This window comes from Dehalococcoidia bacterium, assembly GCA_035528575.1.
Classification (GTDB): domain Bacteria; phylum Chloroflexota; class Dehalococcoidia; order E44-bin15; family E44-bin15; genus DATKYK01.
The window spans coordinates 104,614-131,409 of sequence record DATKYK010000021.1; the positions used below are offsets into that span (position 1 = coordinate 104,614).

Consider the following 26,796-nt stretch of genomic DNA (forward strand, 5'->3'; position numbering starts at 1 on the left):
TGGCAAATAGTCGAGGGGATCTGAATGGCAGTCCTTCCCACGGTTACTTACCCCGACCCGGTGCTTCGCCGGAAAGCGAGACGTGTTACGAGTATCGATGGGTCGATAGAGCGGCTCATCGATGACATGGTGGAGACCATGCGTGAGACCGGGGGTGTGGGGCTGGCAGCACCACAGGTGGGGATATCGCTAAGGGTGGCTGTAATCGAGCTACCCGGGGAGGAAACCATAGTTCTGGTAAATCCCAAGATAGTGAAGCGTTCCGGGGAGCGCCAGGTTGAGGAGGGATGCCTCAGCCTCCCTGGTTATCGGGGTGAGATCCAGCGCTCGATAAAGGTCATCGCTAAGGGGCTCGACCGATATGGGCGCGAGATTCGCATCAAAGGGGAGGGGCTCCTGGCACACGCCCTGGAGCACGAGATCGATCACCTGAATGGCACTCTATATATAGACCATCTGGAGAGTATTGATAAACTCTTCCCGGTGGCACCGGATGTGGAAACACCTGAGATATAGTTTCGCGATTTTTCGAGCCTTACCGGGCGCTTTTTAGGGACTTCTTAAAAGAAGAGTCCCACCGCTATTTTCGAACTTTACCAGGCGTGTTTGGCAACCGGGGGTTTCATAAAAAGGTAAGCCTGGCTCCTGCCAGCCTGCGGAAGGCTCTTTTTGTGGGTTTACTGCGTAGGAGGATAGAGCGCTGCGGTACTTCCTTACGGAAATCGGCGTCATTTCTTGAGTACTCCAAGGGGAGCTGCAGGGCTTGGGAAATGGCATTCTCGAATAAGGTAATGAGACGTTTGCTTTTGCAACCAAGTAAATAGGTGGGTTTTTAAATTTAATCGGTCAGGCACTTCTAAAACGGTTTTTTGGTATAGGGATGAATTTTAGGGCGAAACAGGAGGCGATGAAGGTCTTAACCATGGTGCAGCAGCTTCTCGACCAGCGCTCGATCGAGAGCTACCTCACCGGTGGCTTTGTGCGCGATGCCCTGATAGGGCGCGACAGCGGCGATATCGATATCGTCGTCGGAGCAGGGGCTATGGAACTGGCCCGTAGTTTCGCCGGAGACCTGGAGGGTACATTTGTGCCCCTGGATCAGGAAGACGGTATAGCCAGGGTGGTGCTCTCCGGGGAGAGATGGGGGGAGCAAAAAAGGCATTTTCATCTCGACCTCGCCACCATGCACGGGAGCATTGCGGAAGACCTGGCACTGAGGGACTTCACCATTGACGCTATTGCCATAGATATGAGGGAAATTGCAAACCCCGGCGCTCCGCTCATCGATCCATTTGGTGGGCAGCGGGACCTGGAGGCCGGGGTGGTGCGCGCCATCAGCGAAGAGGCTTTGCGGCGAGATCCGGCACGTCTGCTGCGCGCCCCGCGCCTGGCCGCCGAATTTGGCTTTTCGCTCGCCGATGAGACCAGAGCACAGATTGAGCGTCATCACCAGCTTATAACGCAGGTTGCCGCGGAGAGGGTGCGCGATGAATTCTGTCGCCTGCTCGCCGCCCCAAAGGCGGCGGGGGGGCTTCGCCTGCTCGATGAGCTTGGCCTGCTTCTAGCCATCCTACCTGAGCTTTCACCCACCAAGGGGGCGGAGCAGCCCAAGGAGCACTATTGGGATGTGCTGGAGCATTCTATAGAGACGGTTGCCACTATCGAATTTCTGCTCCACATCGAAGGCCTGAAATACTCAAGCGATGAGGTGCTTAACCCTGTCCCCTGGTCGCTGGCACTGGAGGAGCACTTTGAGCAGGATATCTCCAGCGGCCACAGGCGCAAGACCCTGCTCAAGCTCGCCGGGCTGCTCCACGATATTGCCAAGCCCCAGACCAGGAGCATCGATGAAAAGGGCCGGACACGCTTCCTCGGGCATGCCAGGGAGGGAGCGACTGTTGCTCAGGGCATGATGGAGCGACTGAGATTCAGCGTTCGGGAGAGAGAAATGGTTCAAAGAATGATCGAGCACCACCTGCGCCCGGGGCAGATGGCCGGTGAGGAGGAGCTTCCCACCCAGCGTGCCATCTATCGCTACTTCAGGGACACCGGCGATGTGGGCATCGATACCATCTTCCTCAATCTTGCCGATCACCTGGCAACCCGGGGTCCCGATCTGGAGCTTGAAGCGTGGCTCAGGCACGCCAGGAGTGCGTCCTATGTCCTGGAGCAGCGCTTCAGGGAGGACGGCATCGTTTCACCGCCTAAGCTGATAAGCGGGCATGACCTAATCGATATACTGGGGATGAGGCCGGGACCGGAGCTCGGCCAGCTTCTGGAGGCAGTACGCGAGGCGCAGGCTGACGGGGAGGTCGCCACCAGGGAGGACGCGCTCCTCTTCGTCCAAAAGCGAGGTACAGGGCAAGATCAACATAGTAATTCAGGAATAAATAGTGAGTAAAAAACATATCATAACCCTGGTGTGTATCGCCGTGCTGTTTGCCTTAAGCGTATCGATGCTGGCGGTCAACCGGATCGGGGGGCGGGAAGGGATGTCGCTAGGGCTAGACCTGCAGGGGGGAACCCACCTGGTATATGAGGCGGACTTCTCCGAGGTTCAGCCTGGCACTGAGGATGACGCAGTGGAGGTGGTACGGGAGATTATCGAGAAGCGGATCAATCGCTATGGGGTCTCCGAGCCGAATATCCAAATAATTGGCAGCGGCGCCGATTCCCGTATCTCAGTCCAGATACCGGGGGTTACCGAAGAGGAGGCCCTGTCACTGGTTGGGGCAGTGGCGGAACTGGACTTTAGAGAGCGGAAGGGCGCGGATGCCACCCTGGCCGAAGCAGCAGATAAGGGGGATACCCAGATTGCGGTTAGCGATACCACCGGCTTTGAATCGGGTGACACCTGCGTAGTTGGTATAAATAAGGAAAACTGGGATACGGGGCAGATAGCAGCCATCAACAGCTCAAGCAGCATTTTCACCCTCGACTCAGAGCTCTTTTACTACCATCAGGCAGGTGAGCCGGTGAGTAACTGGATCCCCGCTACCGGGACCATCGAGGGGGAGGAGATAGAGCTTGCCGGCAGGTATCTCCTGCCCAACAGCTATGTTGATGTACAACCGCAGACTGGGGAGCCGGTAGTGTACTTCGAATTAAATAGTGAGGGGGCCAGTCTTTTTTCCCAGATCACCGGTCGGCTCATCGGGCAGCCTCTGGGCATCTTTCTCGATGATGAGATTATCTCGGCACCGACAGTCCAGTCTCAGATCAGCAATAAGGGTATCATCGAGGGGTTAACCTACGATGAGGCGAGGCTGCTATCCAGCCAGCTTAATGGTGGGGCGCTGCCCCTCCCCCTGGGACACTGGGAGGGGGACGAGTTCTACAATGACCCGGCGGTAATACAGAGCGTCGATGCCACCCTTGGTGCCGACTCCCTGAAGAAGAGCCTCATCGCAGGGATAATCGGTCTGGTGCTGGTGCTGGCGTTCATGACCCTTTACTATCGCCTGCCCGGCGTGCTGGCCTGCGCTGCCCTGCTTATCTATGGCGCTATCATGCTCGCCATTTTCAAGATGGTCCCCATGACCCTCACCCTGGCGCACATCGCTGCTTTCATCCTCTCCATAGGTATGGCAGTTGATGCCAATGTCCTGATATTCGAGAGGATGAAGGAGGAGCTAAGGTCGGGAAAGCCACTTAAGGCTGCTGTTGAGGCTGGCTTTAACCGCGCCTGGCCGGCGATTCGCGATAGCAATTTCTCCACCCTCATTACCTGTGTCATCCTCTTCTGGTTTGGGAGCAGGATCATAGCCGCGCCCCTGGTGATGGGTTTTGCGCTGACCCTGGGCGTCGGCGTTGTTATAAGTATGCTCACCGCGATCGTGGTGACCAGGAGTTTTCTGCGCACAATGGTGTTCACCTCGCTGGCGGGGAAGGCTTCATTATTTCGACCATGAGAGAGAAGCTTAAATGATTGATTTTGTTGGCAGGAGAAAATGGTATTTCCTCATCTCGGGGGTAATCCTCCTCGTAGGGGTCATTTTCCTGGGCTCCGCCGGCATCCAGAGGGGAATAGAGTTCACCGGCGGCACCATAATGACCGTGAAATTCGAACAGGAGGTGGCACAGGATGACCTTCGCGCGGCGATGGCGGGGTTGGGCTACGATGACGCCATCATCCAGTGGAGCGATGAGGCCGGGGCTTTCATCATCCGAACCAAGGAGCTTCTGGAAGAAGCCCAGGCGGTGATAGAGGAGGCCTTGACCGAGGAGTTCGGATCGCTTACCGTCAGTGATATCTATGCTATCTCGGGAAGCATTGCCAGTGAGATCGAGGGTAATGCAACCATCGCCGTTTTCGTAGCCGCCATCGGCATCCTGCTCTACGTTACCTGGGCCTTCCGAAAGGTAATGAAGTCTTTCCGCTTCGGCGTGTGTGCCATCGTGGCTTTAGTCCACGATGTGCTGATTGTGCTGGGCGTATTCTCCGTGCTGGGCGTGCTCTTCGATATAGAGATAGATGCTATGTTCATCACCGGTGTACTCACCGTTATTGGCTACAGCGTGAATGATACCATCGTGGTCTTCGACCGCGTCAGGGAGAACATGCTTAAGAGCCCGGGGAGCCCGCTTGAGACCACGGTCAACCGCAGCATTATGGAAACGCTGGGGCGCTCCCTCAACACCAGCATAACCACCCTGTTTGTCCTGCTGGCTTTGCTCCTCCTGGGCGGGACAACCATCAGCGACTTCGTCCTTGTCCTCCTGATCGGAGTGATCTCAGGTACCTACAGCTCCATCTGCATCGCCAGCCAGCTGCTCATCGTCTGGGAGAACGGTACCTTCAGCCGGTTTTTCCGGCGCGTAGTCCCCAAGCGCGCACCCGCTACGGGGTGATACATGTTTAACACTAAAACCAGCGCCGCTGGGCTTACCATTGGTACCGTTGCCTCGCTCATCCTGCTTAAGGTTACAGTAGGCATAATTAGCGGGAGCGTCAGCATCATTGCTCAGGCTGTAGACAGCCTGCTTGACCTTTTCGCCTCATTAGTCACCTTCTTCAGCCTGCGATTCGCAGCCAAGCCAGCCGATAGGGAGCATCCCTTTGGTCATGGGAAGGTGGAGAGCATTAGCGGTGTGGTGCAGGGTGGGCTGATTTTTGCCGCCGCCGCCTTCATCCTTTACCAAGCGATAACCAGAATCATAGTGGGAGCGTCCATCGAGTATGTGACCGCAGGGATCGGGGTTATGGCGGTCTGCATAGTAGTCAACATCCTCGTCTCCCGCCACCTGCTACGGGTAGCCAGAAAAACAGACTCGGCAGCGCTGGAGGCAAACGCTCGAAATTTGGCTACCGATGTCTACACCGCGCTAGGGGTGTTGGTTGGGCTGGTTGCTGTTCGTATAACCGGGCTAAATATTCTCGACCCCATTATTGCTATCGCTGTGGTGATGTTTATATTAAAAACGGCGTATGACGTAATGAGGAAGTCATTTCCTCACCTCATTGACGTCAGGCTGCCAGAGGATGAGGAGAAGCTCATAGAATTCACCATAAGAGAGCATATGGGGGAGCTGGTAAGCTTCCACAGTCTGCGCACCCGAAAGGCGGGAAGCGAGCGCTACATCGAGCTACACATGATAGTGGCCAGAGACGCCAGCGTGGAGAGGGCACACAAGCTATGTGACCACCTGGAGGAGGAAATCAAGTCGAAGCTTCCCAATTCAGACGTGACGATCCATGTCGAACCATGCGATAGGGAGTGCGACAGTTGCCCCGATAACTGCCCCCAGCACCAGATAACGCCAGGGCCCTAGTCCAGTCCGTGAGCACCCCTTACCGCCTGAAAGAGTGCCTCAATATCTGGCCTCCCCCTTGCTGCGGGAGGCTCGCCCATGGGGTCGACGATATCGGGGTTGCCCAGGAGCACATCCAGTGTCGCCCTTATCGATGAGGCCAGCGCATCGAGGTTATAGCCACCCTCCAGGGTAAAGACCAGCCGCTCATCGCAGAGCTCATCGGCCAGCCCTTTCAGTATGCGAACTATCTTGGCATAGCCGGTGGTGCTCAGTTGCATGAGCGATATCTGGTCGCTCCAGTGGGCGTCGTAGCCTGCTGAGACCAGGATGAGCTGGGGCCGAAAGCGCCTCGCTACCGGCGACAGAACCTCACCATACACCCGCAGGTATTCCTCGTTGCCACACCAGCCGGGCAGGGGTACATTCACCGTGGCTCCCTTGCCGTCCCCCTCCCCGGTCTCATCGACACGACCGCTCCCGGGGTAAAAGGGGTACTGGTGTGTAGAGAAGTAGAGGACACGGGGGTCACTATAAAAGGCGTCCTGAGTCCCATTCCCGTGATGGACGTCGAAGTCAGCTATAAGGATGCGCTCCAGGCGGTGCTTGTCCATGGCATGCCTGGCAGCGACGGCTATGTTGTTGAACAGGCAGAAACCCATTGCCTCCCAGCGGACCGCGTGGTGCCCCGGGGGTCTTACCAGGGCGAAGGCGCTCTTTACCTCCCCTGCCATCACCGTGTCAACCGCCTCTATGAGGCCACCGGCGGCTTTGAGCGCTGCGTTATAGGAGCCTGCTGAGACCACGGTATCGGGGTCGAGCGCGCCGCCGCCCCCCCGGGCGAAGGACTCCACATAGGAGATATACCCCGGGGCGTGCACCGTCGAGAGTTCCTCCACAGTGGCGGCACGGGGGCTAATCCGGGAAAGCTGCTCCATCATACCGGTACGCTCCAGGTGCTTCATGGTCTTTGTCAGCCGTGATGCGTTCTCGGGGTGCGGCCCGGTATCGTGCTCCAGGTAGATAGGGTCATATACCAGTCCTGCGCTCACAATCCCTCCTTTTTTCGCCCTGGGCGCTATGTAGTGAGAAGTTAGAATCAACCGTTAAGAAAATTGCCCAAGAAACAGTTGCTGCTTTTTCTTTCTTGACGCGGCGTTTATCGCCCAAAAATCTTTGGTGCCAAATTATAATATCAGACCCTGCTCCTCCAGGCAATTGCCGACGTTCTCGTCCGAATAGACAGTTGACACATCCTCATCATTGCCAGGGGCCCTTTTCCTTGTCATTGCTACGTCCCCTCGCTAGCAGGAATCTGGAAAGGAGGAACCTATTTTCTCCCACCCGCCCGCCCTGAGGGATATTTATGCCCCGATATATCGGGGAGACCCCCGCCAGAGGGGGTTCCCCTCTGGACTCCCCTTTATTACTCTTGCCTGGTGAGACTTACGTCAATATGTTATTGCGAGCCCCGATTTCTCGGGGCGTGGCAATCCCCACGTCTCACAAAAGGACAACACTGGGATTGCTACGTCCCCCGAGGCCGACATGTCGGCCGACGCTTCGGCCCACGTCGGGGTCCTCGCAATGACAGGTAAAGGCGGGTAAACGATTACGTTTCGCTGATGTACTGACGAATTCGGCGCATTGCCCCCGTTAGGTCGCTATGCTATACTCCTCATGGCGATAGGAGGAGTATATGCCTGAAGAGAAAGAGATCCCCGAGGTTTACGCGGACCAGTTTATGGTCAGCGGAGGGCCCTATGGGGTGGTGATTAACTTCAATAAAAGCCCTGCTGAACCCGGCCCTGGTAAGGTGCCCGAGACGACGGCCCGCGTTCGGATGAGCTACGAGCATGCCAAGATGGTGTCCTTTATGCTATGCCGACACATCAAGAAGATAGAGCGTGATTCGGGGATCTCATACCCTGTTCCCCAAAAGGTTCTTTCCAGTCTCAGCGTTGGATTGGAGGACTGGGACACATTTTGGAAATCGCCCCCTGAGTTTGGTGGGTAGAAACTTTTCATATCCGTGCGATTTGTTATCTTGCCATCCTCAACTCAGGTAGAGATATGCGATTTCGTAGAATATAGTCTGAGAAAGGGCGAAAGAGGCGAAAATGCCCCTGGACCTCAGCCAGGTTGCCGCCCAGATCGAGGGACTGGCGGCGAAGCTCAGGGTGGAGGAAAAAGAGCGGGGGGAACGACTGGAGCGTGCCCTCAAGCTCCTTCAAGCTGCCGATGTCTCCTCCCTGAAGCGTAAGATCGCCTCTAGCAAGACCACCTGGCTGGTCGCCGGGCTGACCGAAGGGCTGGCACAATGTTATGAAGCGCCACCTTGCCCCCCGGAATTAACCGTCCTCGCTACCGATGGCTCCCATATAGATGTTGACCGCCATAGCTCGGTGAGATGCTATCTGATCAATATCGGAAGCGCCATCCTTCACTACGGGAAAAACCCCGATGCCCAGCTTTTAAGCGATGCCAGCCTCTTTTTCGGCGATGACCTGGTGCTAAGCGACAGCGCTGGCAGGGAGGAGCTTATCGAGGGTGCTCTTTTGGGGGTAAAGCGGAGCGTTTTGGAGTGCCAGGCACTTGCAGGAACCGCTCAGGAACTCCCCGGTGAGAGGCCTACCCTCGCTCTCATCGATGGCTCGCTCATCCTATGGGGGCTGGCGGGAAGGGACTTCGAGGAGGCTAAGGGATTCGTCAGGGAGGAGCTTCTCAATCGTCAGTATCTGGGGAGCCTCGACCAAATGAAACGATATGGCGAGAACAAACCTCTCGCCCTTGCCAGCTACATCAGCTTTCCCCGCAGCACCGACGTGGTAAACGCTCTGAGGGTCGCCCTATGCCCCCACGATACCGCTGACTGCGACCGCTACTGCGCCGTGGGTAGGGGGAGGGAGTGCGAGGGCGTAGCCGGCATCCAGGACCGCGACCTTTTCGGCTCTATCCTTGGCTATGGCGAGAGGTCGCCTGTATTTATAAGCGGCTCCCGGTTCATGCAGAGGCATTACGGTGAACACCAGATCCACTTCTTCTACCTCAAGCTGGACGAGGAAGTGGCCAGGGTGGAGATTCCGCAGTGGGTTGCCGAGAAAGAGGATTCGGTAAATCTGGTTCACGCCCTCGTGCTCGACCAGTGCCGCCGCGGGCATGGCTACCCGGTGGCGCTGATGGAGGCGCATGAGAAGGCGGTGGTTACAGGTGCCGACCGCGAGAATTTCTGGGGGCTGGTGGAGCTTTCGCTCGCTGATGAACGCCTCAATATCCGGAGCTCAGGCAAGAGCCGGAGCAAGCGGACAAGGTGGGTGTAGGGATTATGGAAATAATAAAAGGGGGCGGCAACATGAAAGACAAAATATTAAAGGAAATTCAGAAGACAGGTTATCCTCTTGAGCTTCAAGTGGGAAATATCTTCTCCAAATGCGGTTGGCCTAATATTCATTATAACAGATATTATCTTGATAGGGATGAGCAAAAAGGAAGGGAAATCGATATTTCAGCCTATTATAATGTATATTCTGCAGAAGGTAGCGTATTTGTAAGAGTAGGAATATACCTTATATGCGAGGTGAAGTGGTCGGCGGAAAAACCGTGGGTCATATTTTCGACTGAAAAAGGCTTTTTAGAAGGGGGCGGCTGGCTCAGATTGCACTATGTTAACGAAGTAAATTCTAATGATATAAAGGGTGACGAAATAGACAAAGGCTCGTCCTTCAGTAAGTTTTCGAGAATAGGCAGATCGTATGTTGAAGCTGGAAAACGAAGCAATAAGCCTTCAGGGATTTTCGGCGCCTTGACTTCAGTAGTAAAAGCAGCTGAGGACTGTAGGGAGAGAAACTTCAAAGCTATGGAAAGAATCATAGGAAAAGATGAGGATATTAAACAGATATGTTTCGTTGAGCCTGTTGTGGTTCTCAACGGGTTATTATACGAAGCTTACTTGGATAAAAAAGATGAACTGGAGTTAAATGAAATTGATCAGATTCTTGTATCATTCGGCTATATTTCCTCAGAATACCAGCATCGTCACTATTTGGTTGATGTAGTTACAGTTAAAGAATTGCCCAATTTATTATCAAGCAAGAAAGAATGGATTAATGGTATAAAGGATATCATAGTAAATAACCTAAATCAAAAAGGCTAAATACTTGCTTATTGTTTACACGTATATCGCGTATATCAAAACGCAGAGGCATGATATGGCATTGGGACAAAGAAAGGAGGATTTTATGGATTATAAACAGATGACAGCACTCTGTGGGTTAGACTGCTTTAACTGTCCAATGTATCTGGCAAGGGAGAATGAAGAGCTGAGGACGGCGATCTCCAAGAATATGGGTCTTCCATTGGAAAAAGCGTCCTGTAACGGGTGTCGAAATGAAAACGGAACCATACCCTTCCTCAACATGACCGAGCCATGCAATGTCTATAGATGCACCGGGGAGAAAGGTGTTGATTTTTGCTGCGAGTGCTCCGATTTTCCATGTGACTATCTCCATCCTTATGCCGATATGGCGTCAGTGGTGCCCCATAATACCAAGGTTTTCAACCTGTGCTTGATAAAGAGGATGGGGTTGGAAGCATGGGCAGAAACCAAGGCGAAAAGCGTAAAGGATACATATTTCAAGGGGAAGTTTAAACTATAAGAGAGCGTTTACGGTCCGCTTCACAAAGCGCAGGGATAATAGGCAGAGCGGTAAAAAATGAGCGAAAAAAGGATTGAACACAGCATCGTCCCGGCGAGCGTTCCAGAAGATACGGAGGACTTCGTCAGGCTCTTCATCATAGCTGGTCCGGAGTTTGTCCCCGCACTTTATGCTGGCACACAGGATAGGGTAGTCGCAAACTGCTTTCGCCATAGACGAAACGTTGCCAGCTTCGAGCATACCCATTTGGTGAAGATCAACGGGGTAAACGCCGGCATGGTTGTCGCCTACGATTGGATAGTGAACAAGAGCCAGGGGGTAAAAACGGGGTTATTAATGGCCAGATACATGAGATCGAAATTATTGAAGCAGATGCGTTACCTTAAGTGGGCCGGCGAGGTGTTGGGCAGTATGGACGACGGTACATTCTACATCGCCAGCCTGGCATTCTACCCCGAGTTCAGGAACCAGGGATTGGGCACAAATCTTATGTCCTTTACCGAAGAAGCGGCCATAAGGGCAGGGGCAGTAAAACTTGAATTGGATGCGGAGACGTACAATGAGGGCGCTATCAGGTTCTACCAGAGGTTCGGGATGAAGACCGTGGGAGAGCCACGCGGGACCGTGATCAATGGCCAGAGGTTCGAGTTTATCAGGCTGTCCAAGGATATACCAGGGGGTGATTAGATGGGCTGGTTTTTACTAGCGCTGGCGATTGTTCTCGAGGTGGCTGGCACAACATGTATGAAGCTTTCAGGCGGATTTAAGGAGATAGTGCCAACCGTGCTGGTATTCTTTTTCTACGGTTTCTCTTTTACCGCTTTCATATATGCCCTCAAAACAATCGATCTGAGCATTACCTATGCGATATGGGCGGGCCTGGGGCTGGCTTTAATAGCGGCGATAGGTATATTATATTTCAAGGAATCGGTGACCGTTCCGAGAATGGTTTTTATCGGACTCATACTCGTAGGTGTTATCGGCTTGAGCCTGAGCGGGGTTAGAGGGTAAACGGGGAGAGCGGGTTTTGTCTTCTAAAATCGGTGAAGTAATCGAGGCCTCGACCGGCGAATTCATGGCCCAGTGCTACGAGTTGCACCAGCCTCCCCCGTTCGGCAGCCTGGTAAAGGCGAGGGAGGGGGAGGTGGAGATCTATGGCGTGGTCTCAAGAGCTGAAACCACCAGCATCGAGCCGGGGCGACGACCCATTGCCCGGGGACGGGAGGAGGCAGAGGAGGAGGACGTCTTCCGCTCCAGCCCCCAGCTTGCCAGGCTGCTGCGCACCGACTTTACCGCCCTGGTGGTGGGTCATGAAGAGGGGCAGAAGCTTCATCATTATCTTCCACCCAGGCCGGCCAAAATCCATAGCTTTGTCTATTTGTGCGATGATGAAGAGGTCGAAAAATTCAGCCAGTCGCTCGATTTCCTGAGCATACTGGTTGGAGTTGTGGTACAAGCTGACGAGCTTATAGCCGCCTCGCTCCGCCACGCTGCTGCGGCGCACCGGGACCCCGGCGATTTCCTGACCCGGGCGGGCAGGGAGCTGGCGGTGCTCCTGGGCGGCGAGACAAGCAGGCTGAATACCATCCTGAGGAGGATAAAATAGTGAACAGGCTGGGAATTAGCCTCGGGAGGATGAAAGTGTGATGGATGAGAAGAGGCTGGGCATCGTTGTCTCAGGCTCACTCACCAGGGGGGTTGAGGTCAGGCTCGATAGCGCTATCTCGGTTGAGGATATTGCTGTTGGTCGCTATGTAACCGTTGAGGGAGAAAAGAGGCGCTTTTTTGGCATGATAACCGATGTCACCCTGGACGCCATTGACCCCAGGCTCCTGACCGCGCCCCCCGATGTCTCCGACCCCTTTATCGCCGAGGTTCTATCAGGGACCAGCACCTTCGGCAGGCTCCATGTCCTGCCAGCGCTCACCATCGGGGGAGATGCCCTGAGCCTTCTTGAGGGTCCCCAGCCGGTGAAGACTGTTCCCACCCACTTCTCCGTGGTCAGCGAGTCCAGCGAGCAGGATGTGGAGCGGGTATTCGGGCAGGTTGAGGAAAAGCAATTCTATATCGGCACCCCTCTCGACATGGAGACCAAGGTGCGCCTCAACCCGGGGGAGCTGGTGAAGCGCTCCAATGGTATCTTCGGCAAGAGCGGCACCGGGAAGACCTTTCTGGCAAGGCTCATCCTCATCGGGATTATACAGGAGGGGGCAGCGGTCAACCTGGTATTCGACATGCACAGCGAGTACGGGTGGGAGGGCACCAGCGAGGATAATCGCAAGGTGAAGGCGCTGAAGCAGCTCTTCCCCTCGAAGGTGGCGGTATTCACCCTGGATGAAGAGGGCGCCCGGAGGCGTAAGGTCTCCACCGACTTCGTGGTGGAGATCGGCTATGACGAGATCGAGCCCGAGGACATCGCCATGCTCCAGGAGACGCTGGGCCTCACCGATGCCTCGGTGCAGGCGACCTATCGCCTCGCCCGCAGGTACGGGGAGCGGAAGTGGCTGGCGAGCTTCCTCGCCATCGAGAGCAAGGACGAAATAAACGAGCTTGCGCAAAGCCTGGGGGAGCATGAGGCGACCCTGGCAGCGCTTCACCGCCGACTGGACGCTTTAAGGAGGCTTCGCTTCCTGGTGCCCCAGGCAAGGGACAATGCCATTCGGCGCATCCTTGAGTACCTGGAGCGGGGGATGCATGTCGTTCTCGAGTTTGGTCGTTACACTGACTTAACCGCCTATATTCTGGTGGCCAACCTGCTCACCCGGCGCATTCACACCCAGTACCGGGAGTGGATGGAGCGGGCGATGGGTGAGGACATCACCAAACCACTACCTGTAGTCATCACCATTGAGGAGGCGCACCGTTTCCTCAGCCATGAGCTTTCAGGGCAGACTATATTCGGAACCATCGCCCGTGAGATGCGTAAGTATAATGTCACCCTGCTGGTAATCGACCAGCGCCCCAGCGGCATCGATGAGGAGGTGATGAGCCAGCTCGGTACCAAAATAACCTGCCTGCTGGATAATGAGCGGGATATCGATAGCGTGCTCACCGGGGTATCGGGAAAGGGTGAGCTAAAGGCGGTGCTGGCGAAGCTGGATAACCGGCAGCAGACGCTCATATTCGGCCATGCCGTTCCCATGCCGGTGGTGATAAAGACCAGGGAATACGGCTCGCCCCAATCATATAAGGAGCTAGGTTTTCGCGAGGCGCTTGAGCGAAAAAAGCAGGCGGAGGAGGATAGTAAGGATCTGTGGGGGTGAGGGACAATGATGAATGAAGCTGTAAATCAAGAAATACAGAGGCTAGTAACAAAATATCAGAGATTAAGCACTCGTGATATTAAGCATTACAATGAAGCTAATACTAAGGATGGCTTTATACGACCCTTGTTTGAAGCTCTTGGCTGGGATTTCTCGAACTTGGACGAGGTTGAGGGGGAGAAAACGATAACCTCAGGGCGAGTAGACTATTTATTCAAATTGAATAAAGTATCTAAGTTTTGCCTTGAGATTAAAGCATTGCACGTGGATATAAATGAAGAGAGGTGGATTAGACAAGCGATAGGTTATGCTTATAACAAAGGGGTTACCTGGGCACTTCTTACCAATTTTAAAACTCTTCGAGTTTTCAATGCTGAGCGTGAAACAAGAGACATTAACCAGGTTGCATTTCTTAATATCGCTTGTGAAAACTATCTTTCTGATTTTCACCGCCTCTGGTTACTGTCACGTGAGGCAGTTGATAATGGAGATTTAGATAGGGAGGCTGTAGCATATGGTCGCCTACCACCACGGCTGCCCATTGAGAAGCGACTTTATGCCCAGCTAAGAAATTGGCGGGAAACGCTTTTCAATGAAATCTATATCTACTATAAGGATGATAAAGATGAGAAGCTTTCTTGGTCTCAGGTTGACAAATTAGTTCAGCTCCTGCTCAATCGCCTTATCTTTATTCGCACTGTTGAGGATAGAGGCCTTATAGATATGAATCTATTAGCTGCGCGCCATCAATGGGAGAGTTCTGATGGAAAAACTGACCTTATGGGCAGCATACGAGGCATTTTTAAACAATTCTCCCATTTATATGATAGCGAACTTTTCCCCCAGATTATGGATCCATGGGATTCAATATCTTTACATAACGATAGAATTTTGTCGGACATCATTCAGGGGCTTTATGAGGTTCCTGGTGGTCTAGCTGATTGGAAATTTGACACCATAGGTTCTGATGTACTGGGGGCAGTTTATGAGCAATATTTAGGCTATATCCCAGCGCGGGTTAAAAAAGAGGAAAAAGAAGCGCAGAAAAGGCTTTTCCCAGAAGAGCCTCATATCGGTATCACAGCTAAGAAAGAGAAGAGAAAGGGAGAAGGAATTTATTATACCCCACCGTGGGTGGTGGATTATATTGTGAAGCAGACAGTGGGGCGCTTTATAGAAGAGCGAAGCTATAACGATATACTTAACATAAAAATATTAGACCCTGCTTGCGGGTCAGGCTCCTTCCTGACCCGTGCCTATGAAGAGCTTCTAAACTATCATGCCCGCCAGCAGGGCAAAACCCCGGCTGAGCTTGACCAAGCGGAGCGAACACGCATTTTACTCAGGAATATATATGGCGTTGACCTTGACCAGCAAGCGGTAGAGATTGCCCGCCTCAGCCTTTTGCTGTGTAGCCTTTCCGGACAGGAAACCTTGCCATCGCTGGCCAATAACATTCGCCGGGGCAACTCTCTAATCTCAAGCACGGATGAGGAACTACAGCGCTACTTCGGCGACAACTGGGAGGAGAAGCATCGATTCAACTGGGAAGATGAGTTTCCAGAGATTATGAAGCAAGATGGGTTTGATGTTGTAATAGGTAATCCACCATGGGGGAGCTTTTTCACGGATTTGGAAAAGAAATACCTATACAAATACTATGTAGGTCATCATGGTGAGGCGGAGTCGCATTTGTTCTTTATACAACGGGGTTTACAATTGCTAAACGAATCTGGAATTCTTGGTTTCATAACCCCTAATACATGGCTCTCTGTTTTGAACTCAAAGGAAATTCGCGAGTACTTGATTGAGCACGCAACATTTTATGAGATCTGCGAGCTCTCAAAATATATCTTTGAAGATGCCCCCGACATAGTTCCTATTCTTGTCTTTTTTGGAAAGAAAAATGGCTATCAACGGAGTTGTATTGTCAAGAGAGCAAACGTTATCCGAGTACATGCCAGCAATTTCGGTGATGCATTCACGGTCAGCGAAATCGCGCAGGAGATATGGAGAGGAACACCAAGCAATGTTATAAATCTCCGTATTACATCAGGTGTCAGGCAGATTATCGAAAGATGTCTGACTAAATCGACACCCCTTTCCGAAATTTGCACTGTTCTTTACGGCATCAAGACGGGTGACAACAAGCAGTATTTATCGTCATCAATATCTGACACGCATAGGGTTAAGGCTCTAAAAACCGGGGAGCTTGTCAGGTATCACATTGAATGGAAAGGCATACATCTATGGTGGTGCCCAGAACTGGCGGGTTATCGGGCATCACCCCTTAATGTTCCCAAGATAATCGTGCAATATATTCGAAAATTAAGCCTTTCCAGAAGGATCATCGCGGCATTGGACACAGATGGGCTATATTATCCACTGAATAACTACTCCTATAGCATCTTGAAGGAAGAGCCTTACTCTCTGAAATATGTCCTTGGCATACTAAACTCTGCGCTCATGAATTTCTATTTCGCGAACACATATATTGACTACAACATAAAGCCGACTTATTTGCAGCAACTCCCCATCCGCCGCATCGACTTTGAGAACATTGCAGAGAAGAAGATGCATAATGAGCTGGTGTCACTGGTGGACAGGATGCTTTACCTTAATAGGGGCCTTGCCCCTATTCGCAATAATCCCTGCAATGAGCGAGATGAGCTTATGCGTGAGATAGAACGCACCGATCGAAAGATAGATAACCTGGTGTATGACCTATATGGGCTGACGGAGGAGGAGCGGGAAATTGTGGGTAAAGAAACTGAGAGCGGAGGTAGCTAAATGTCAGTGGCAAGGATAATAAAAATCGTGGTCTTTGGGGCGCTGCTTGCAGGTGCCGGGGGCTTTTTCGGGCTTGTTCTGAGATGGGCCGGTGATGGGTGGGAGCACCTTATCCCCCCGACTTGGGATGCCTTATACCTGGGCATCTGGTTCCTGGGGGCGCTATTGGCCGTGGCGGTGACCGGCGGGCTTGTCGCCATGCTACTGCGACCTTTCTGGGTGGCGGCCACTGCCTTTGCAGTATCCGCCCTGGCGTTGTTTCTCACCTGGGAGATATCGGTGATCAGTATCATCGTGGCCGTGATCTACCTCCTTTTGGGGCTACTCTATGTGGCGGGCGTGCGACGCGAGATCGAGAACCGTATCAGGTTTTCGGTGCGGCATTTGTTGCGCCCCCAGCTCATCCTGCTGGTGATGCTCACTGCGATAGCATGTACCAGCCTATATTTCGGATATGCTGAGGAGATCGATAAGGAGGGCTTCTCCATCCCCGAGGGGACCGTTGACTGGGTTGTAGAGATAGCCGATGAGCACATAATTGACCGGATATTGCCCACGGAGACAACCACCCAGGAGAGGGTGGATGCCCTAACAGAGTTACGAGACTACCTTGAGGACGATATTGAGAGCGATATAGAGCCCTATGAGGGCTACATACCGGTGGGGCTCGCTGCCATTGTTTTCGGGATCCTAACGTCGGCGACGTTCCTCATTTCATGGATACCGCTCTTAATCCTATCGCTTGCCTTTCTCCTCTTAATCCGCTTCGGGGTGGTGAAAAAGGTGGCCAAGGCGGTCGAGGTAATCAGGCTGAGCATTGAGTAGAGGGTCGGGCGTGCCTTCCGAGAGCAACATGAAGCGCTACCCGCTGATCCAGGAGGTCTCTACCTCATTAAAAGCCCCTGAAGCCTTCGAGCTCTTTAAGGAGCGGCCCTTCAGCTTCTTCCTGGATAGTGGGATGGACCCCGAGACGCTGGGGCGTTACTCCTTCATGGGCAGTGACCCTTTTCTGGTCGTGAAGAGCCGCGGTGGAGACATCTCCCTTCTTTACCGCGACGGGCAGGAAACGGTGACGGGCAACCCTTTCGATGTGCTGGGGCAGTTGCTTGAAAAATATGCCCTCGAACCTTCTCACTCCCCCATTCCCTTTATCGGCGGTGCTGTAGGCTACCTCAGCTACGACCTGTGCCACTTCATCGAGCGCCTGCCCGCAACCGCCGTAGATGACCTGAAGCTCCCGGAGTGCTATCTTGCCTTCTACGATGCCATAATCGCCTTCGACCACCTGGAGGGAAGGGCCTACATCGCATCCACCGGCTTCCCTGAGATGGAGGAGGCGAGCAGAAGGAATAGAGCCAGGGAGCGTATAGATGAGCTGAGGGATGTATTAGCGGAAGCACCCAGTCCCCAGACGGACTCCAGTTCGGAAAAAGCTGAAATGCCATGTTCAGGGCTGGCCCCAGGTTCGAAAAATGCCCCTGGCATGAAATTGCGCGCCAACTTCACCCATGAGGAGTATGTTAGGGCGGTGGCTGCTGCCAGGGAATACATCTATGCCGGGGACATCTTTCAGGTCAACCTATCCCAGCGCTTTGATGTGGACTTGCATACCGATCCCTATGAGCTATACAGGAGGCTGCGCCTCATCAACCCCGCCCCCTTCGCCTGCTACCTCAACTTCGACGATGTTACTGTAGCCGGCGCCTCACCGGAGAGATTCCTCCGCCTCACGGAGGATTTAGTGGAGACGCGTCCCATGAAGGGGACTCGCCCCAGGGGGAGATCGGCGGCGGAGGATGATGCCCTTGCCGGGGAGCTGCTTCATAGCATTAAGGACCGCGCCGAGAACGTGATGATCGTTGACCTTGAGAGGAACGACCTGGGGAGGGTTTGTAGATACGGAACGGTGCGGGTGAGGGAGCTATGGACACTTGAGAGATATGCCACCGTATTTCAACTCACCTCCACCGTGGAGGGAAGGCTCGGGGAGGGCAAGAACCGGACCGACCTGCTCAAGGCGAGCTTCCCCGGCGGCTCGATCACCGGCGCCCCCAAGGTGCGTGCCATGGAGATCATCGATGAGCTGGAGCCCACCAGGAGGAGCATTTATACCGGCTCCCTGGGCTACCTGAGCTTCGATGGCAATATAGACCTCAACATCGTGATACGCACCTTCATCATCAAGGATGGGAAGGCGTATTTCCAGGTGGGAGGTGGCATTGTCTCCGACTCGGAACCGGAGGCGGAGTATCAGGAGACCATGGACAAGGCCAGGGCGCTTATCGAGGCGCTGGAACTTTCAAGCTTTACGGAGGTGAAGTAATACCAGTCATGGATTTTTTGTATAAGGTTCATGGAGCGAAGTGGAGGGGGGAGCTGCCAGAACGGAGTGGGTGTTGATACTCATCATCGATAACTATGACTCCTTTGCCTATAATCTAGCCCAGTATATCGGTGAGCTGGGGTGGGAACCGGTCGTCTATCGTAATGACCGGATCGCTCTAGAGGAGATCGAGCAGCTCACACCTTCTCACATCGTGATCTCCCCGGGGCCGGGCACCCCCTTGGATGCGGGGGTCTCCAACGACGTGGTACGCCATTTTGCCGGCAGGGTACCGATTTTGGGGGTCTGCCTGGGGCATCAGTGCATCGGATATGTCTACGGCGGGTTAATCGTGCGTTCGGCGCCCATGCACGGAAAGACCTCGCCTATTTACCACGATGGCAAGGTAATCTACCAGGGTCTGGAGAGCCCCTTCGAGGCGGGGCGCTATCACTCGCTGGCGATAAAGCCGGGAACGCTGCCCCACTACATCGAGGTCTCGGCGGTAACAGAGGAGGGGGAGATTATGGGGGTGCGTCATAAGAGTTTTGTGGTCGAGGGGGTCCAGTTTCACCCCGAGTCGATACTCACCGCTGTGGGACATGATATATTGAGGAGGTTCTTGAGCATTAGAAGCCCGCTTTGGGGTTGATGTTGGGTTTGTGATGCTCATTATAAAACAGATCTAGGCCCAGGCGTTGGATAGCCCGGGCCGAAGCCTCAGACGACCTTTCAGCCTCGGGGGAAGAGTCCTGAAGCCCTTTTCTATATTTGAGGGATACAGTTAATGAGAATCGCCAGGGATGGTAGGTTATGAAGGACATTATCTATATCAATGGAGCACTGGTACCGCGGGGGGAGGCTAGGATCTCGCCCTTCGACCGCGGCTTCCTCTATGGCTACGGTCTCTTTGAGACGATGCGCTCCTACAGGGGACGGGTTTTCCGCCTCGACCGGCACCTGGCACGGCTCATGAACTCAGCCGAAAGACTCGGCCTCGCCGCTTTACTGGACCCCGCAGCGCTGGAGCAGGCTATCCAAAAGACCCTGGAGGCTAATAGGCTCCGCGATGCCCGCATCAGGCTAAGCGTTTCGGCAGGAGAGGGAGAGCGGGGGCTAGAACCTCCGGAATCGGGCACGCTCACCATCATCGTTGTTGCCCAGAAGCTTGTCCCCCCAACTCCACAGGCTTATGGGGAAGGCGTAAGCGCTGCCATAGTGAGCGCGAGGCGAAACAGCCAGTCACCGCTATCTGGAATAAAGTCGATGGCTTATCTGGAGAGCCTGCTCGCTCATTCCGAGGCTGTGGCTGCAGGAGCAGATGAGGCGATCCTGCTAAGTGAGCGGGGCACTGTTGCCGAGTGCAGCACCAGCAACATCTTTCTGGTGGTCGGGGAACGGCTACTAACCCCCTCAGCGGAGAGCGGCATACTGCCCGGGATCACCAGGGAGGTGGTCTTGGAGATGGCGCAGGGTCTGGGTATAACTACGGTAGTGGGCGAGATCCAACTAGCTGACCTCCTCGGCGCAGATGAGGCCTTCCTGACCAACTCAATAGTTGAGGTCATGCCCATAACTCAAGTGGATGGCAAGCCCGTTGGCTCTGGGAGGCCGGGGGAGATGACAAAGAGGCTGCTAAAAGCCTACAAGGAGCTGGTTCTGCAGCAGGGCCACGATTACTAGCTAGGGAGTTAAATACGAAACCTTCAGTAGTCCTCATGTACCTGTTGACCAACTTTTACCGACGTGTTATCATGTCTGAATTTTAACGGGGCTCAAGGCTTATGGAAAGTTTCGAAAAGGGGATAAAACGGAGCAGGGAGGGCTGGTTCAGCAGGGTGGTGCATCTCTTCGAGCGCGCTACTGCGGACCAGGCGCTGTGGGACGAGCTGGAGGAGCTTTTAATTACAGCCGATGTGGGGGTGAGCACCACCACCAGGCTCATAGAGCAGGTGAGGGAGAGGGCAGAAAGAGAGAGGCTTAAGGACGGCACCCAGATATATTCCCTATTGAAGCAGGAGATGGTGGCCATGCTAGAGGTAGATACCATGGGTGAGGCGGCTTCGAGCGCAGACCTCGCTTCATCGGGACCAAGGGTGATCCTGGTGGTCGGGGTGAATGGGGCAGGAAAGACACTCTCCATTGCCAAGCTGGCTAACTCCTTCAAGCATCAGGGGAAAAGGGTAATCATCGCAGCTGCCGATACCTTCAGAGCGGCAGCAATCGACCAGCTCAAGATACTGGGGAAAGGGGCTGGGGCCGAGGTGATATGCCATCAGCCCGGTGCCGACCCCGGGGCGGTGGTTTTCGATAGCCTTGAGGCGGCAAGGGCTCGCCAGGCGGACGTGGTGATCATAGACACGGCGGGGCGACTTCATACCAAGTTCAACCTGATGGAGGAGCTTCAGAAGATAAGGCGGGTAGTCTCAAGAAACGATCCCAGTGCGCCCCATGAGGTGCTTCTGGTTCTCGATGCTACCACGGGTCAGAATGGCCTGACGCAGGCCAGATACTTCACCAGGGCGGTGAGCGTTACCGGGGTATTCCTGGCCAAGCTCGACGGCACAGCTAAAGGGGGGATAGTACTTGCTATCTGCGATGAGCTGAAGATACCCATCCTCTTTGTTGGCACCGGCGAGACCCTGGAAGACCTTGCCCCCTTTGATGCCCAAACCTTTGTCGAGGTGCTGTCCTCTTGATCGATGCATTTATCTGGATTATAACGGTAGAGCTCTTAAGCCTGATTGCCCTGCCTGCCACCTTTGTCCTCTTCAAGAGCCTGCCCGATAGGGGATACGCCTTCGGAAAGGCTCTTTCTATCCTGATCATCTCGTTCCTTCTCTGGCTTGCCGCTTCTGCCCATATCCTGCCGAATACCCAGTGGGCCATCATCCTTATCATCGCCCTGCTTGCCGTAGGCTCCCTCTTTCTCTTCATCCGCCGCCGTCACCAAATAATGAGCTTCATCTCCGAGAACCGCCGTGTGATCATCGCCACCGAAGCTATCTTCCTCCTCTCTTTTGTCCTCATTGCCGTCGTGCGCGCCTATAACCCGGAGATCATCTACACGGAAAAGCCAATGGACTTCGCCTTCCTCAATAGCATTCTACGTAGCGACTATTTCCCGCCCAATGACCCCTGGCTCAGTGGACATGCTCTCAATAACTACTATTTTGGGCATATGATAATGGCTACCCTGACCAAGCTTACCGGGATATCATCAGCTGTTACCTTCAATCTCTCCCTAGCCTTGGTCTTTGCCCTGGCCGCTATAGGTGCCTTCAGCATTGTCTATAACCTGGTTAGGCTGTGCCGGGGAGGGATTAAAGCGGCGATCGGCTTTGGCCTGGCAGCGGCGGGATTCTTATTGCTACTGGGCAACCTTGAGGTTATCTTAGAACTATTTTATGCTCACGGCGTTGGAAGTGAAGGCTTTTGGGACTGGGTAAACATCAAGGGGCTGGATACCCCCTATCATAGTGCGCACTGGTATCCCACGGAGTTTTGGTGGTGGTGGCGGTCCACTAGGGTAATCGATATGGTCGTGGGAGGCATGAGCTTGGACTATACCATCAACGAATTCCCCAGTTTCAGCTTCATTCTGGGCGATCTTCATGCCCATATTTTATCTTTACCTGTTGTCCTTCTCTGCTTGACTTTAAGTCTCAATATATTGAATACCAAGGAATCCCTTGGGCTCAGTTGGCTTAGGAGGAACATCCTCCCGTTCTTGATTATTATTATTTGTCTCGGTGCATTGGGACCGATCCATACTTGGGACCTGCCCATCTGCCTTTTTATATTTATCGGGGCTATTTTCATTCAGACACGTTTCAAGCAAAGTGAGAGGGGATGGTTGAAAGGTTGGTTGGCACTTAGCCTTATCATGGTAGTTGGCGTCTTTCTCTTATACCTTCCATTCTACCTTACTTTTGAAAATCCGGTTTCTGGTATCTTGCCATGGCGTGGGCCGGATACTCGCCTCTTCCATTACCTGATTATATGGGGCCTCTTTCTCTTTATCGGTATCTCCTTTGCTTTGGCGCAAATTCGCAGTGGGCTGAGGTCTATTTCCTGGCGTACGATCTGCTCGATTTCTGTAGCTATACTTTTACTGTGGATAATCTGGGCCATAGTGGTGATGGCTACCGGAGGGGGAAGCTCTATCTGGGGGAAGTTAGGGCATCTAGTTCCTTTGCTTATCCTGCTCGGTTTAATAACTCTAGCCATTGTTCGAAGGATCAAGGAAGCTGATAATGATAACCTTGGCGCCATTTTTACGTTACTACTCTTCTTTGCTGCATTGCTGCTCACCATAGGTTGCGAGCTTTTCTATGTAGGAGACGTTTTTGGCACTCGGATGAACACTGTCTTCAGATTTTACTTCAGTGCGTGGGTGCTTTTTGCCATTGCCTCTGCTTTCTCTCTCTATTACCTTCATCGCAGCTGGAAGGTGTCTAGTTTTTCTGCTCGTTTGGTAAAATTTAGCTGGTGGGGGGTTTTAATCATACTCGTCATATACTCCTTTATCTACCCCATTACTGCTACATGGAGCAAGACCAATACATTTTCCGCGAGCCCTACCCTGAATGGGCTGGCATGGCTCCAAAGAAGTCATCCTGAGGAATTTGAAGCCGTTACCTGGCTTAATAACAATGTCGATGATGCTCCAGTTATCGTCGAGGCCCCGGGGGGGGAATATACAGACTATGGAAGGGTGTCAACCTATACAGGCCTACCTGCCATCCTGGGCTGGGAGACCCGCCAGTGGGTCTGGCGGGGCTCGGATCGTTATTTCGCAGGTAGGAGGGGGGATATTGACAAGATCTATAAAGGTGAGGATTTGAATGAGGTAGAAGCCATACTTGAGAAGTATGGAGTTGCTTATATCTATGTGGGTCGTTTGGAGAGGGAGATGTATGGAGCGGAAGTGGGGGAAGGATTCGAAGATTTCATGGATGTGGTCTTCGAAAATGACGGGGTAACCATCTATAAGGTCAGGGAGTAGGCGTTGGTGAGGTCGCGATGAAATTACGGAATTCACCAGATCCTGAGCTTTCCTTGATAGTGCCTACATATTGCGAGGGGCAGAGAATCGCTACATTAATCGAGAGGGTCCACCGTTCTTTATCGAGCTACAGCTATGAGCTTATCGTGGTTGATGATAACAGTCCGGATGGGACCTCGGAGCTTGCCCAAAGCCTCAGTAAAGATTACCCAGTTAGAGTGATAACCAGGACGGATGAGAGGGGCCTGGCTTCAGCGGTAGTTGAAGGATTCAAGCAGGCCAGGGGAGGGATTCTGGGGGTGATAGGTGCCGATTTACAGCATCCGCCGGAGGTGGTGCCTGAACTACTAAAGAAGGTGAGGAGCGGAGCGGAGGTCGTTATCGCAAGTCGTTACGTCGAAGGTGGTGGCAGCGAAGGCTGGAGCATGAAGAGGAAGATCATATCAAGGGCATCTAAGATGTTGGCGGTCCTTCTCCTGCCCTCGATCAGAGGGATTAAAGACCCCTTATCGGGTTTCTTCCTCTTGAGGAGGGAGGTAATCGGTAGTGTGGAACTGAGTCCAACCGGGCACAAAATCCTTCTAGAGATAATTGTCAAGGGAAAAGCCCGCGAGATAGCAGAGGTCCCGTATATATTCAGGGAGAGGGAAAAGGGAAAGAGCAATTTAAAGATTGGAGAGGGGATAAACTATCTGAAGCACCTATATTGCCTGGCAAGGTCAGGTGGGACAATAAGGTTCATTAAGTTCTGCTTTGTCGGAGCCAGTGGGACATTTGTTTGTTTAGGACTGTTATCGCTCTTTACCGAGGTTGTCGGACTATTCTACATCATCTCCTCAGCCATCAGTTACGAAACATCGATCATAACCAATTTCGTATTAAATGACACTTGGACCTTCAGGGATAGGCGATCCCCCGGCATGAGAAAATTTTTATACCGCGGATTGAAATTCAACATGGTCAGCCTGGTTGGCTTGGGAATCCATATGGCAATACTCTGGTTCTTTACTGAAGTAGTCGGGCTATTCTATTTAATTTCCGCGATCTTTGCCATAGCAGGTGCAATGTTTTGGAACTTCTTCATTAATACCTTGTGGACATGGAGGGCCAAACCTCATGGTGGACCTACTTAGAATGTTTAAAACGGCTATTGGCAATATCGTAGGATTACATGGTGGCGATCTATTAATTTGAGAATGCTAAAAAAGAGGTGCAGGATACTTCCTACCGGGGGTCTGGGGGTGTCCCCCAGCTTTAAAAAGTCCCCCAAGATTGGGGGATTAGGGGGTTAATTGAGACTATTTCAGCAGTCTCAATTTGTATAGTAAGCTAATAGTTTCTCTATGGCTAAGTTTTAATTGTATCTATATGAACCTGGATTTCCCCTATCAAAGGGGTACTAATAAGCGGAACCTATAATAAAAATAGCTTTAAAAATCCTCGTGTTTAGTGCCGGAGGAGTCTAATGGGTGAAAAGGCTCGGCAGTAACTGAAGCTTCAATTCTGCAAGCGGAGGAGACTGGAGTTCTGGTGGGACGGGGTCATCTCGGGCGATGGGCTGATGTGGCCTATCGCGAACTGGATTGGACACCGGGATTGGCGATTGCTGCAACCTATCTGCGAGAGATCCGAGGTAGCGGTACGTTCACACGGAGGATTATGCGTTGATATACGATTATAAAGGAGTTACCGCTCATAAGGTCAGGGAGTAGTTAATGGGGGGGTTACCTTGATTCAAGTGGCGTATGTCATATTCTGGTGGCTGGCCCTGTTGGTTATTGGCCTGATCAGCTTCCCCCTGGTCTCAAGGGTATGCGGCAGGTTGCCAGACAGGGGCTATTCCATCTCCAAGCTGGTAGGGCTTCTAATCTTAACATACTTCACCTGGATGCTCTCGAGCCTTCATATAATGCCATTTGGATACGTCAGCATCTGGATATCGTTGTCGCTTCTAGGGGCGCTCTCGCTCTACCTTGGCAGGAAGTATCTGAGAATATCCGACTGGCCCCGGAAACAGATCATAATCGGCGAATCGATCTTCGCCGGTGCCTTTGTCGTATTCTTACTGATCACGATCGGAAATCCAGATATTTATCACTACATGGGTGATTACTACACGAATTTCCACATCTTAAGCTCGATAACAAGGGGCGGTTACTTTCCTCCGATCGATTCCTGGTTTAGCGGCGAGAGCATTTCTTATTATTACTACGGGGGGCATCTGCTGTCGGCTATACTCACCGTTTTCACAAAAACGCCGCCATCAATAGCGTTCAATATAGCGGGGGCAATGTTTTCTGCCCTGGCGGTATGCGCTTCTTACGGCCTGGGTTATAGCATCACTAAAAGGAAATTGTACGGCTTTCTTGCTGCTTTCTTCGTTTGTGTAGTTGGATATATTTCGGGCGCATATCAACTCATGGCTTACGTTTTCCAGACTGATATTATGGGTTACCCTCCCTATGGGTCTCCCAATATCATTGATTGGATGCTCGGGTTCGATTTTTGGAGTGCAGGCGGATCGGTAATAGAGGGTTCTTGGGTGGGTTACCCGTATTACAAATTCGTGAGATGGGACATGCATTCATACATGATGAGCATTCCCTTCCAGCTTATGTTTATCACACTTATCTTTGCTGTGTTCCAGAAAAGCCGCTTCAGAGATAGAATTGCCAGATCGGATACTCTAGTAGATATTCTTATATTGGGCCTCTGCCTCGGGTTTTTCTTTATGCTCAATACATGGGAGTACCCGACATATATCATATTTACTCTGCTTGCATTCGTGCTTCTACGGATAAGGCCCAGTATGAAGGGCAATCTCCTTGTCCCTGCGGTTATCGTGGCCCTAAGCTTCCTGTTATATATCCCCCATTACATTTCATTGTCGGTAAGCGGTTATAACGGCGTAGGACTGGTGGCAGCTAGAACAACCCTAGCTCAATTCTTCGAATATTGCGCCTTGTTTTTGTTTGCCGTCTGCTCTCTGCTGGTTATATTGGTATT

23 protein-coding genes are annotated in these 26,796 nt (G+C 52.8%); 22 read left to right on the forward strand and 1 reads right to left on the reverse strand.

Annotation, left to right across the window (positions count from 1 at the left end; all coding sequences use genetic code 11):
- Window positions 1-24: 24 nt before the first annotated feature.
- From def to VMX96_05030, 5 genes are all read left to right on the forward strand, one after another.
- On the forward strand, window positions 25-516 hold the full coding sequence (gene def, locus VMX96_05010; protein HUU63262.1) for a peptide deformylase: 492 nt from the start codon (window positions 25-27) through the stop codon (window positions 514-516).
- A 391-nt stretch (window positions 517-907) separates the two neighbouring features.
- Window positions 908-2,401, forward strand: coding sequence for an HD domain-containing protein (locus VMX96_05015; protein ID HUU63263.1), 1,494 nt, complete (start codon window positions 908-910; stop codon window positions 2,399-2,401).
- A complete protein-coding gene (gene secD, locus VMX96_05020; protein ID HUU63264.1) occupies window positions 2,394-3,911 on the forward strand; it encodes a protein translocase subunit SecD in 1,518 nt (505 codons plus the stop codon). Before VMX96_05015 ends, secD begins: the two co-directional genes overlap by 8 nt.
- Window positions 3,912-3,924: 13 nt before the next feature.
- On the forward strand, window positions 3,925-4,851 hold the full coding sequence (gene secF, locus VMX96_05025) for a protein translocase subunit SecF (GenBank protein HUU63265.1): 927 nt from the start codon (window positions 3,925-3,927) through the stop codon (window positions 4,849-4,851).
- 3 nt (window positions 4,852-4,854) lie between these two features.
- A complete protein-coding gene (locus VMX96_05030) occupies window positions 4,855-5,772 on the forward strand; it encodes a cation diffusion facilitator family transporter (GenBank protein HUU63266.1) in 918 nt (305 codons plus the stop codon).
- Here the strand turns inward: VMX96_05030 and VMX96_05035 are convergent.
- Window positions 5,769-6,803 carry a histone deacetylase gene (locus VMX96_05035; GenBank protein ID HUU63267.1) on the reverse strand — a complete coding sequence of 345 codons (1,035 nt, stop codon included), beginning with the start codon at window positions 6,801-6,803 and terminating at the stop codon, window positions 5,769-5,771. The genes VMX96_05030 and VMX96_05035 overlap by 4 nt on opposite strands.
- A gap of 647 nt (window positions 6,804-7,450) precedes the next feature.
- Here VMX96_05035 and VMX96_05040 point away from each other — a divergent pair.
- From VMX96_05040 to VMX96_05120, 17 genes are all read left to right on the forward strand, one after another.
- On the forward strand, window positions 7,451-7,768 hold the full coding sequence (locus tag VMX96_05040; GenBank protein HUU63268.1) for a hypothetical protein: 318 nt from the start codon (window positions 7,451-7,453) through the stop codon (window positions 7,766-7,768).
- Window positions 7,769-7,871: 103 nt separating this feature from the next.
- Window positions 7,872-9,071: a DNA double-strand break repair nuclease NurA gene (locus VMX96_05045; GenBank protein HUU63269.1), complete on the forward strand. Its 1,200-nt coding sequence runs from the start codon at window positions 7,872-7,874 to the stop codon at window positions 9,069-9,071.
- Between the two features lie 5 nt (window positions 9,072-9,076).
- Window positions 9,077-9,904, forward strand: a complete 828-nt coding sequence (locus VMX96_05050) for a hypothetical protein (GenBank protein ID HUU63270.1) — start codon at window positions 9,077-9,079, stop codon at window positions 9,902-9,904.
- Window positions 9,905-9,989: 85 nt separating this feature from the next.
- Window positions 9,990-10,406, forward strand: coding sequence for a DUF3795 domain-containing protein (locus VMX96_05055; GenBank protein HUU63271.1), 417 nt, complete (start codon window positions 9,990-9,992; stop codon window positions 10,404-10,406).
- Between the two features lie 57 nt (window positions 10,407-10,463).
- On the forward strand, window positions 10,464-11,093 hold the full coding sequence (locus VMX96_05060) for a GNAT family N-acetyltransferase (protein HUU63272.1): 630 nt from the start codon (window positions 10,464-10,466) through the stop codon (window positions 11,091-11,093).
- A complete protein-coding gene (locus tag VMX96_05065) occupies window positions 11,094-11,417 on the forward strand; it encodes a multidrug efflux SMR transporter (protein HUU63273.1) in 324 nt (107 codons plus the stop codon).
- Between the two features lie 16 nt (window positions 11,418-11,433).
- Window positions 11,434-12,012: a hypothetical protein gene (locus VMX96_05070; GenBank protein HUU63274.1), complete on the forward strand. Its 579-nt coding sequence runs from the start codon at window positions 11,434-11,436 to the stop codon at window positions 12,010-12,012.
- A 40-nt stretch (window positions 12,013-12,052) separates the two neighbouring features.
- Window positions 12,053-13,669 (forward strand): ATP-binding protein, encoded by a 1,617-nt coding sequence (locus tag VMX96_05075; GenBank protein HUU63275.1) that lies wholly within the window; start codon window positions 12,053-12,055, stop codon window positions 13,667-13,669.
- Window positions 13,670-13,675: 6 nt separating this feature from the next.
- Window positions 13,676-16,459, forward strand: a complete 2,784-nt coding sequence (locus tag VMX96_05080) for an N-6 DNA methylase (GenBank protein HUU63276.1) — start codon at window positions 13,676-13,678, stop codon at window positions 16,457-16,459.
- Window positions 16,460-17,284 carry a hypothetical protein gene (locus VMX96_05085; protein HUU63277.1) on the forward strand — a complete coding sequence of 275 codons (825 nt, stop codon included), beginning with the start codon at window positions 16,460-16,462 and terminating at the stop codon, window positions 17,282-17,284. It abuts the gene before it with no gap.
- Between the two features lie 10 nt (window positions 17,285-17,294).
- Complete coding sequence (pabB, locus tag VMX96_05090) at window positions 17,295-18,782, forward strand: aminodeoxychorismate synthase component I (protein HUU63278.1); 1,488 nt, start codon at window positions 17,295-17,297, stop codon at window positions 18,780-18,782.
- A 73-nt stretch (window positions 18,783-18,855) separates the two neighbouring features.
- Complete coding sequence (locus VMX96_05095) at window positions 18,856-19,434, forward strand: aminodeoxychorismate/anthranilate synthase component II (protein ID HUU63279.1); 579 nt, start codon at window positions 18,856-18,858, stop codon at window positions 19,432-19,434.
- Window positions 19,435-19,595: 161 nt separating this feature from the next.
- Entirely contained in the window at window positions 19,596-20,465 is an 870-nt protein-coding gene (locus tag VMX96_05100; GenBank protein ID HUU63280.1) for an aminotransferase class IV, read from the forward strand.
- A 101-nt stretch (window positions 20,466-20,566) separates the two neighbouring features.
- Entirely contained in the window at window positions 20,567-21,481 is a 915-nt protein-coding gene (gene ftsY / locus VMX96_05105) for a signal recognition particle-docking protein FtsY (protein HUU63281.1), read from the forward strand.
- Window positions 21,478-23,790 carry a DUF2298 domain-containing protein gene (locus VMX96_05110; GenBank protein ID HUU63282.1) on the forward strand — a complete coding sequence of 771 codons (2,313 nt, stop codon included), beginning with the start codon at window positions 21,478-21,480 and terminating at the stop codon, window positions 23,788-23,790. Before ftsY ends, VMX96_05110 begins: the two co-directional genes overlap by 4 nt.
- A 17-nt stretch (window positions 23,791-23,807) precedes the next feature.
- Window positions 23,808-24,923 carry a glycosyltransferase family 2 protein gene (locus VMX96_05115; GenBank protein ID HUU63283.1) on the forward strand — a complete coding sequence of 372 codons (1,116 nt, stop codon included), beginning with the start codon at window positions 23,808-23,810 and terminating at the stop codon, window positions 24,921-24,923.
- A 638-nt stretch (window positions 24,924-25,561) separates the two neighbouring features.
- A partial coding sequence (locus VMX96_05120) for a DUF2298 domain-containing protein (protein HUU63284.1) occupies window positions 25,562-26,796 on the forward strand: 1,235 nt, incomplete at its 3' end.

What these genes read in the sequence shown, in the direction of transcription:
- def (HUU63262.1), top strand. Translation starts at nt 25, where the DNA reads ATGGCAGTCCTTCCCACGGTTACTTACCCCGACCCGGTGCTTCGCCGG.
- VMX96_05015 (HUU63263.1), top strand. Translation starts at nt 908, where the DNA reads ATGAAGGTCTTAACCATGGTGCAGCAGCTTCTCGACCAGCGCTCGATC.
- secF (HUU63265.1), top strand. Translation starts at nt 3,925, where the DNA reads ATGATTGATTTTGTTGGCAGGAGAAAATGGTATTTCCTCATCTCGGGG.
- VMX96_05030 (HUU63266.1), top strand. Translation starts at nt 4,855, where the DNA reads ATGTTTAACACTAAAACCAGCGCCGCTGGGCTTACCATTGGTACCGTT.
- VMX96_05040 (HUU63268.1), top strand. Translation starts at nt 7,451, where the DNA reads ATGCCTGAAGAGAAAGAGATCCCCGAGGTTTACGCGGACCAGTTTATG.
- VMX96_05045 (HUU63269.1), top strand. Translation starts at nt 7,872, where the DNA reads ATGCCCCTGGACCTCAGCCAGGTTGCCGCCCAGATCGAGGGACTGGCG.
- VMX96_05050 (HUU63270.1), top strand. Translation starts at nt 9,077, where the DNA reads ATGGAAATAATAAAAGGGGGCGGCAACATGAAAGACAAAATATTAAAG.
- VMX96_05055 (HUU63271.1), top strand. Translation starts at nt 9,990, where the DNA reads ATGGATTATAAACAGATGACAGCACTCTGTGGGTTAGACTGCTTTAAC.
- VMX96_05060 (HUU63272.1), top strand. Translation starts at nt 10,464, where the DNA reads ATGAGCGAAAAAAGGATTGAACACAGCATCGTCCCGGCGAGCGTTCCA.
- VMX96_05065 (HUU63273.1), top strand. Translation starts at nt 11,094, where the DNA reads ATGGGCTGGTTTTTACTAGCGCTGGCGATTGTTCTCGAGGTGGCTGGC.
- VMX96_05075 (HUU63275.1), top strand. Translation starts at nt 12,053, where the DNA reads ATGGATGAGAAGAGGCTGGGCATCGTTGTCTCAGGCTCACTCACCAGG.
- VMX96_05080 (HUU63276.1), top strand. Translation starts at nt 13,676, where the DNA reads ATGATGAATGAAGCTGTAAATCAAGAAATACAGAGGCTAGTAACAAAA.
- VMX96_05085 (HUU63277.1), top strand. Translation starts at nt 16,460, where the DNA reads ATGTCAGTGGCAAGGATAATAAAAATCGTGGTCTTTGGGGCGCTGCTT.
- VMX96_05100 (HUU63280.1), top strand. Translation starts at nt 19,596, where the DNA reads ATGAAGGACATTATCTATATCAATGGAGCACTGGTACCGCGGGGGGAG.
- ftsY (HUU63281.1), top strand. Translation starts at nt 20,567, where the DNA reads ATGGAAAGTTTCGAAAAGGGGATAAAACGGAGCAGGGAGGGCTGGTTC.
- VMX96_05115 (HUU63283.1), top strand. Translation starts at nt 23,808, where the DNA reads ATGAAATTACGGAATTCACCAGATCCTGAGCTTTCCTTGATAGTGCCT.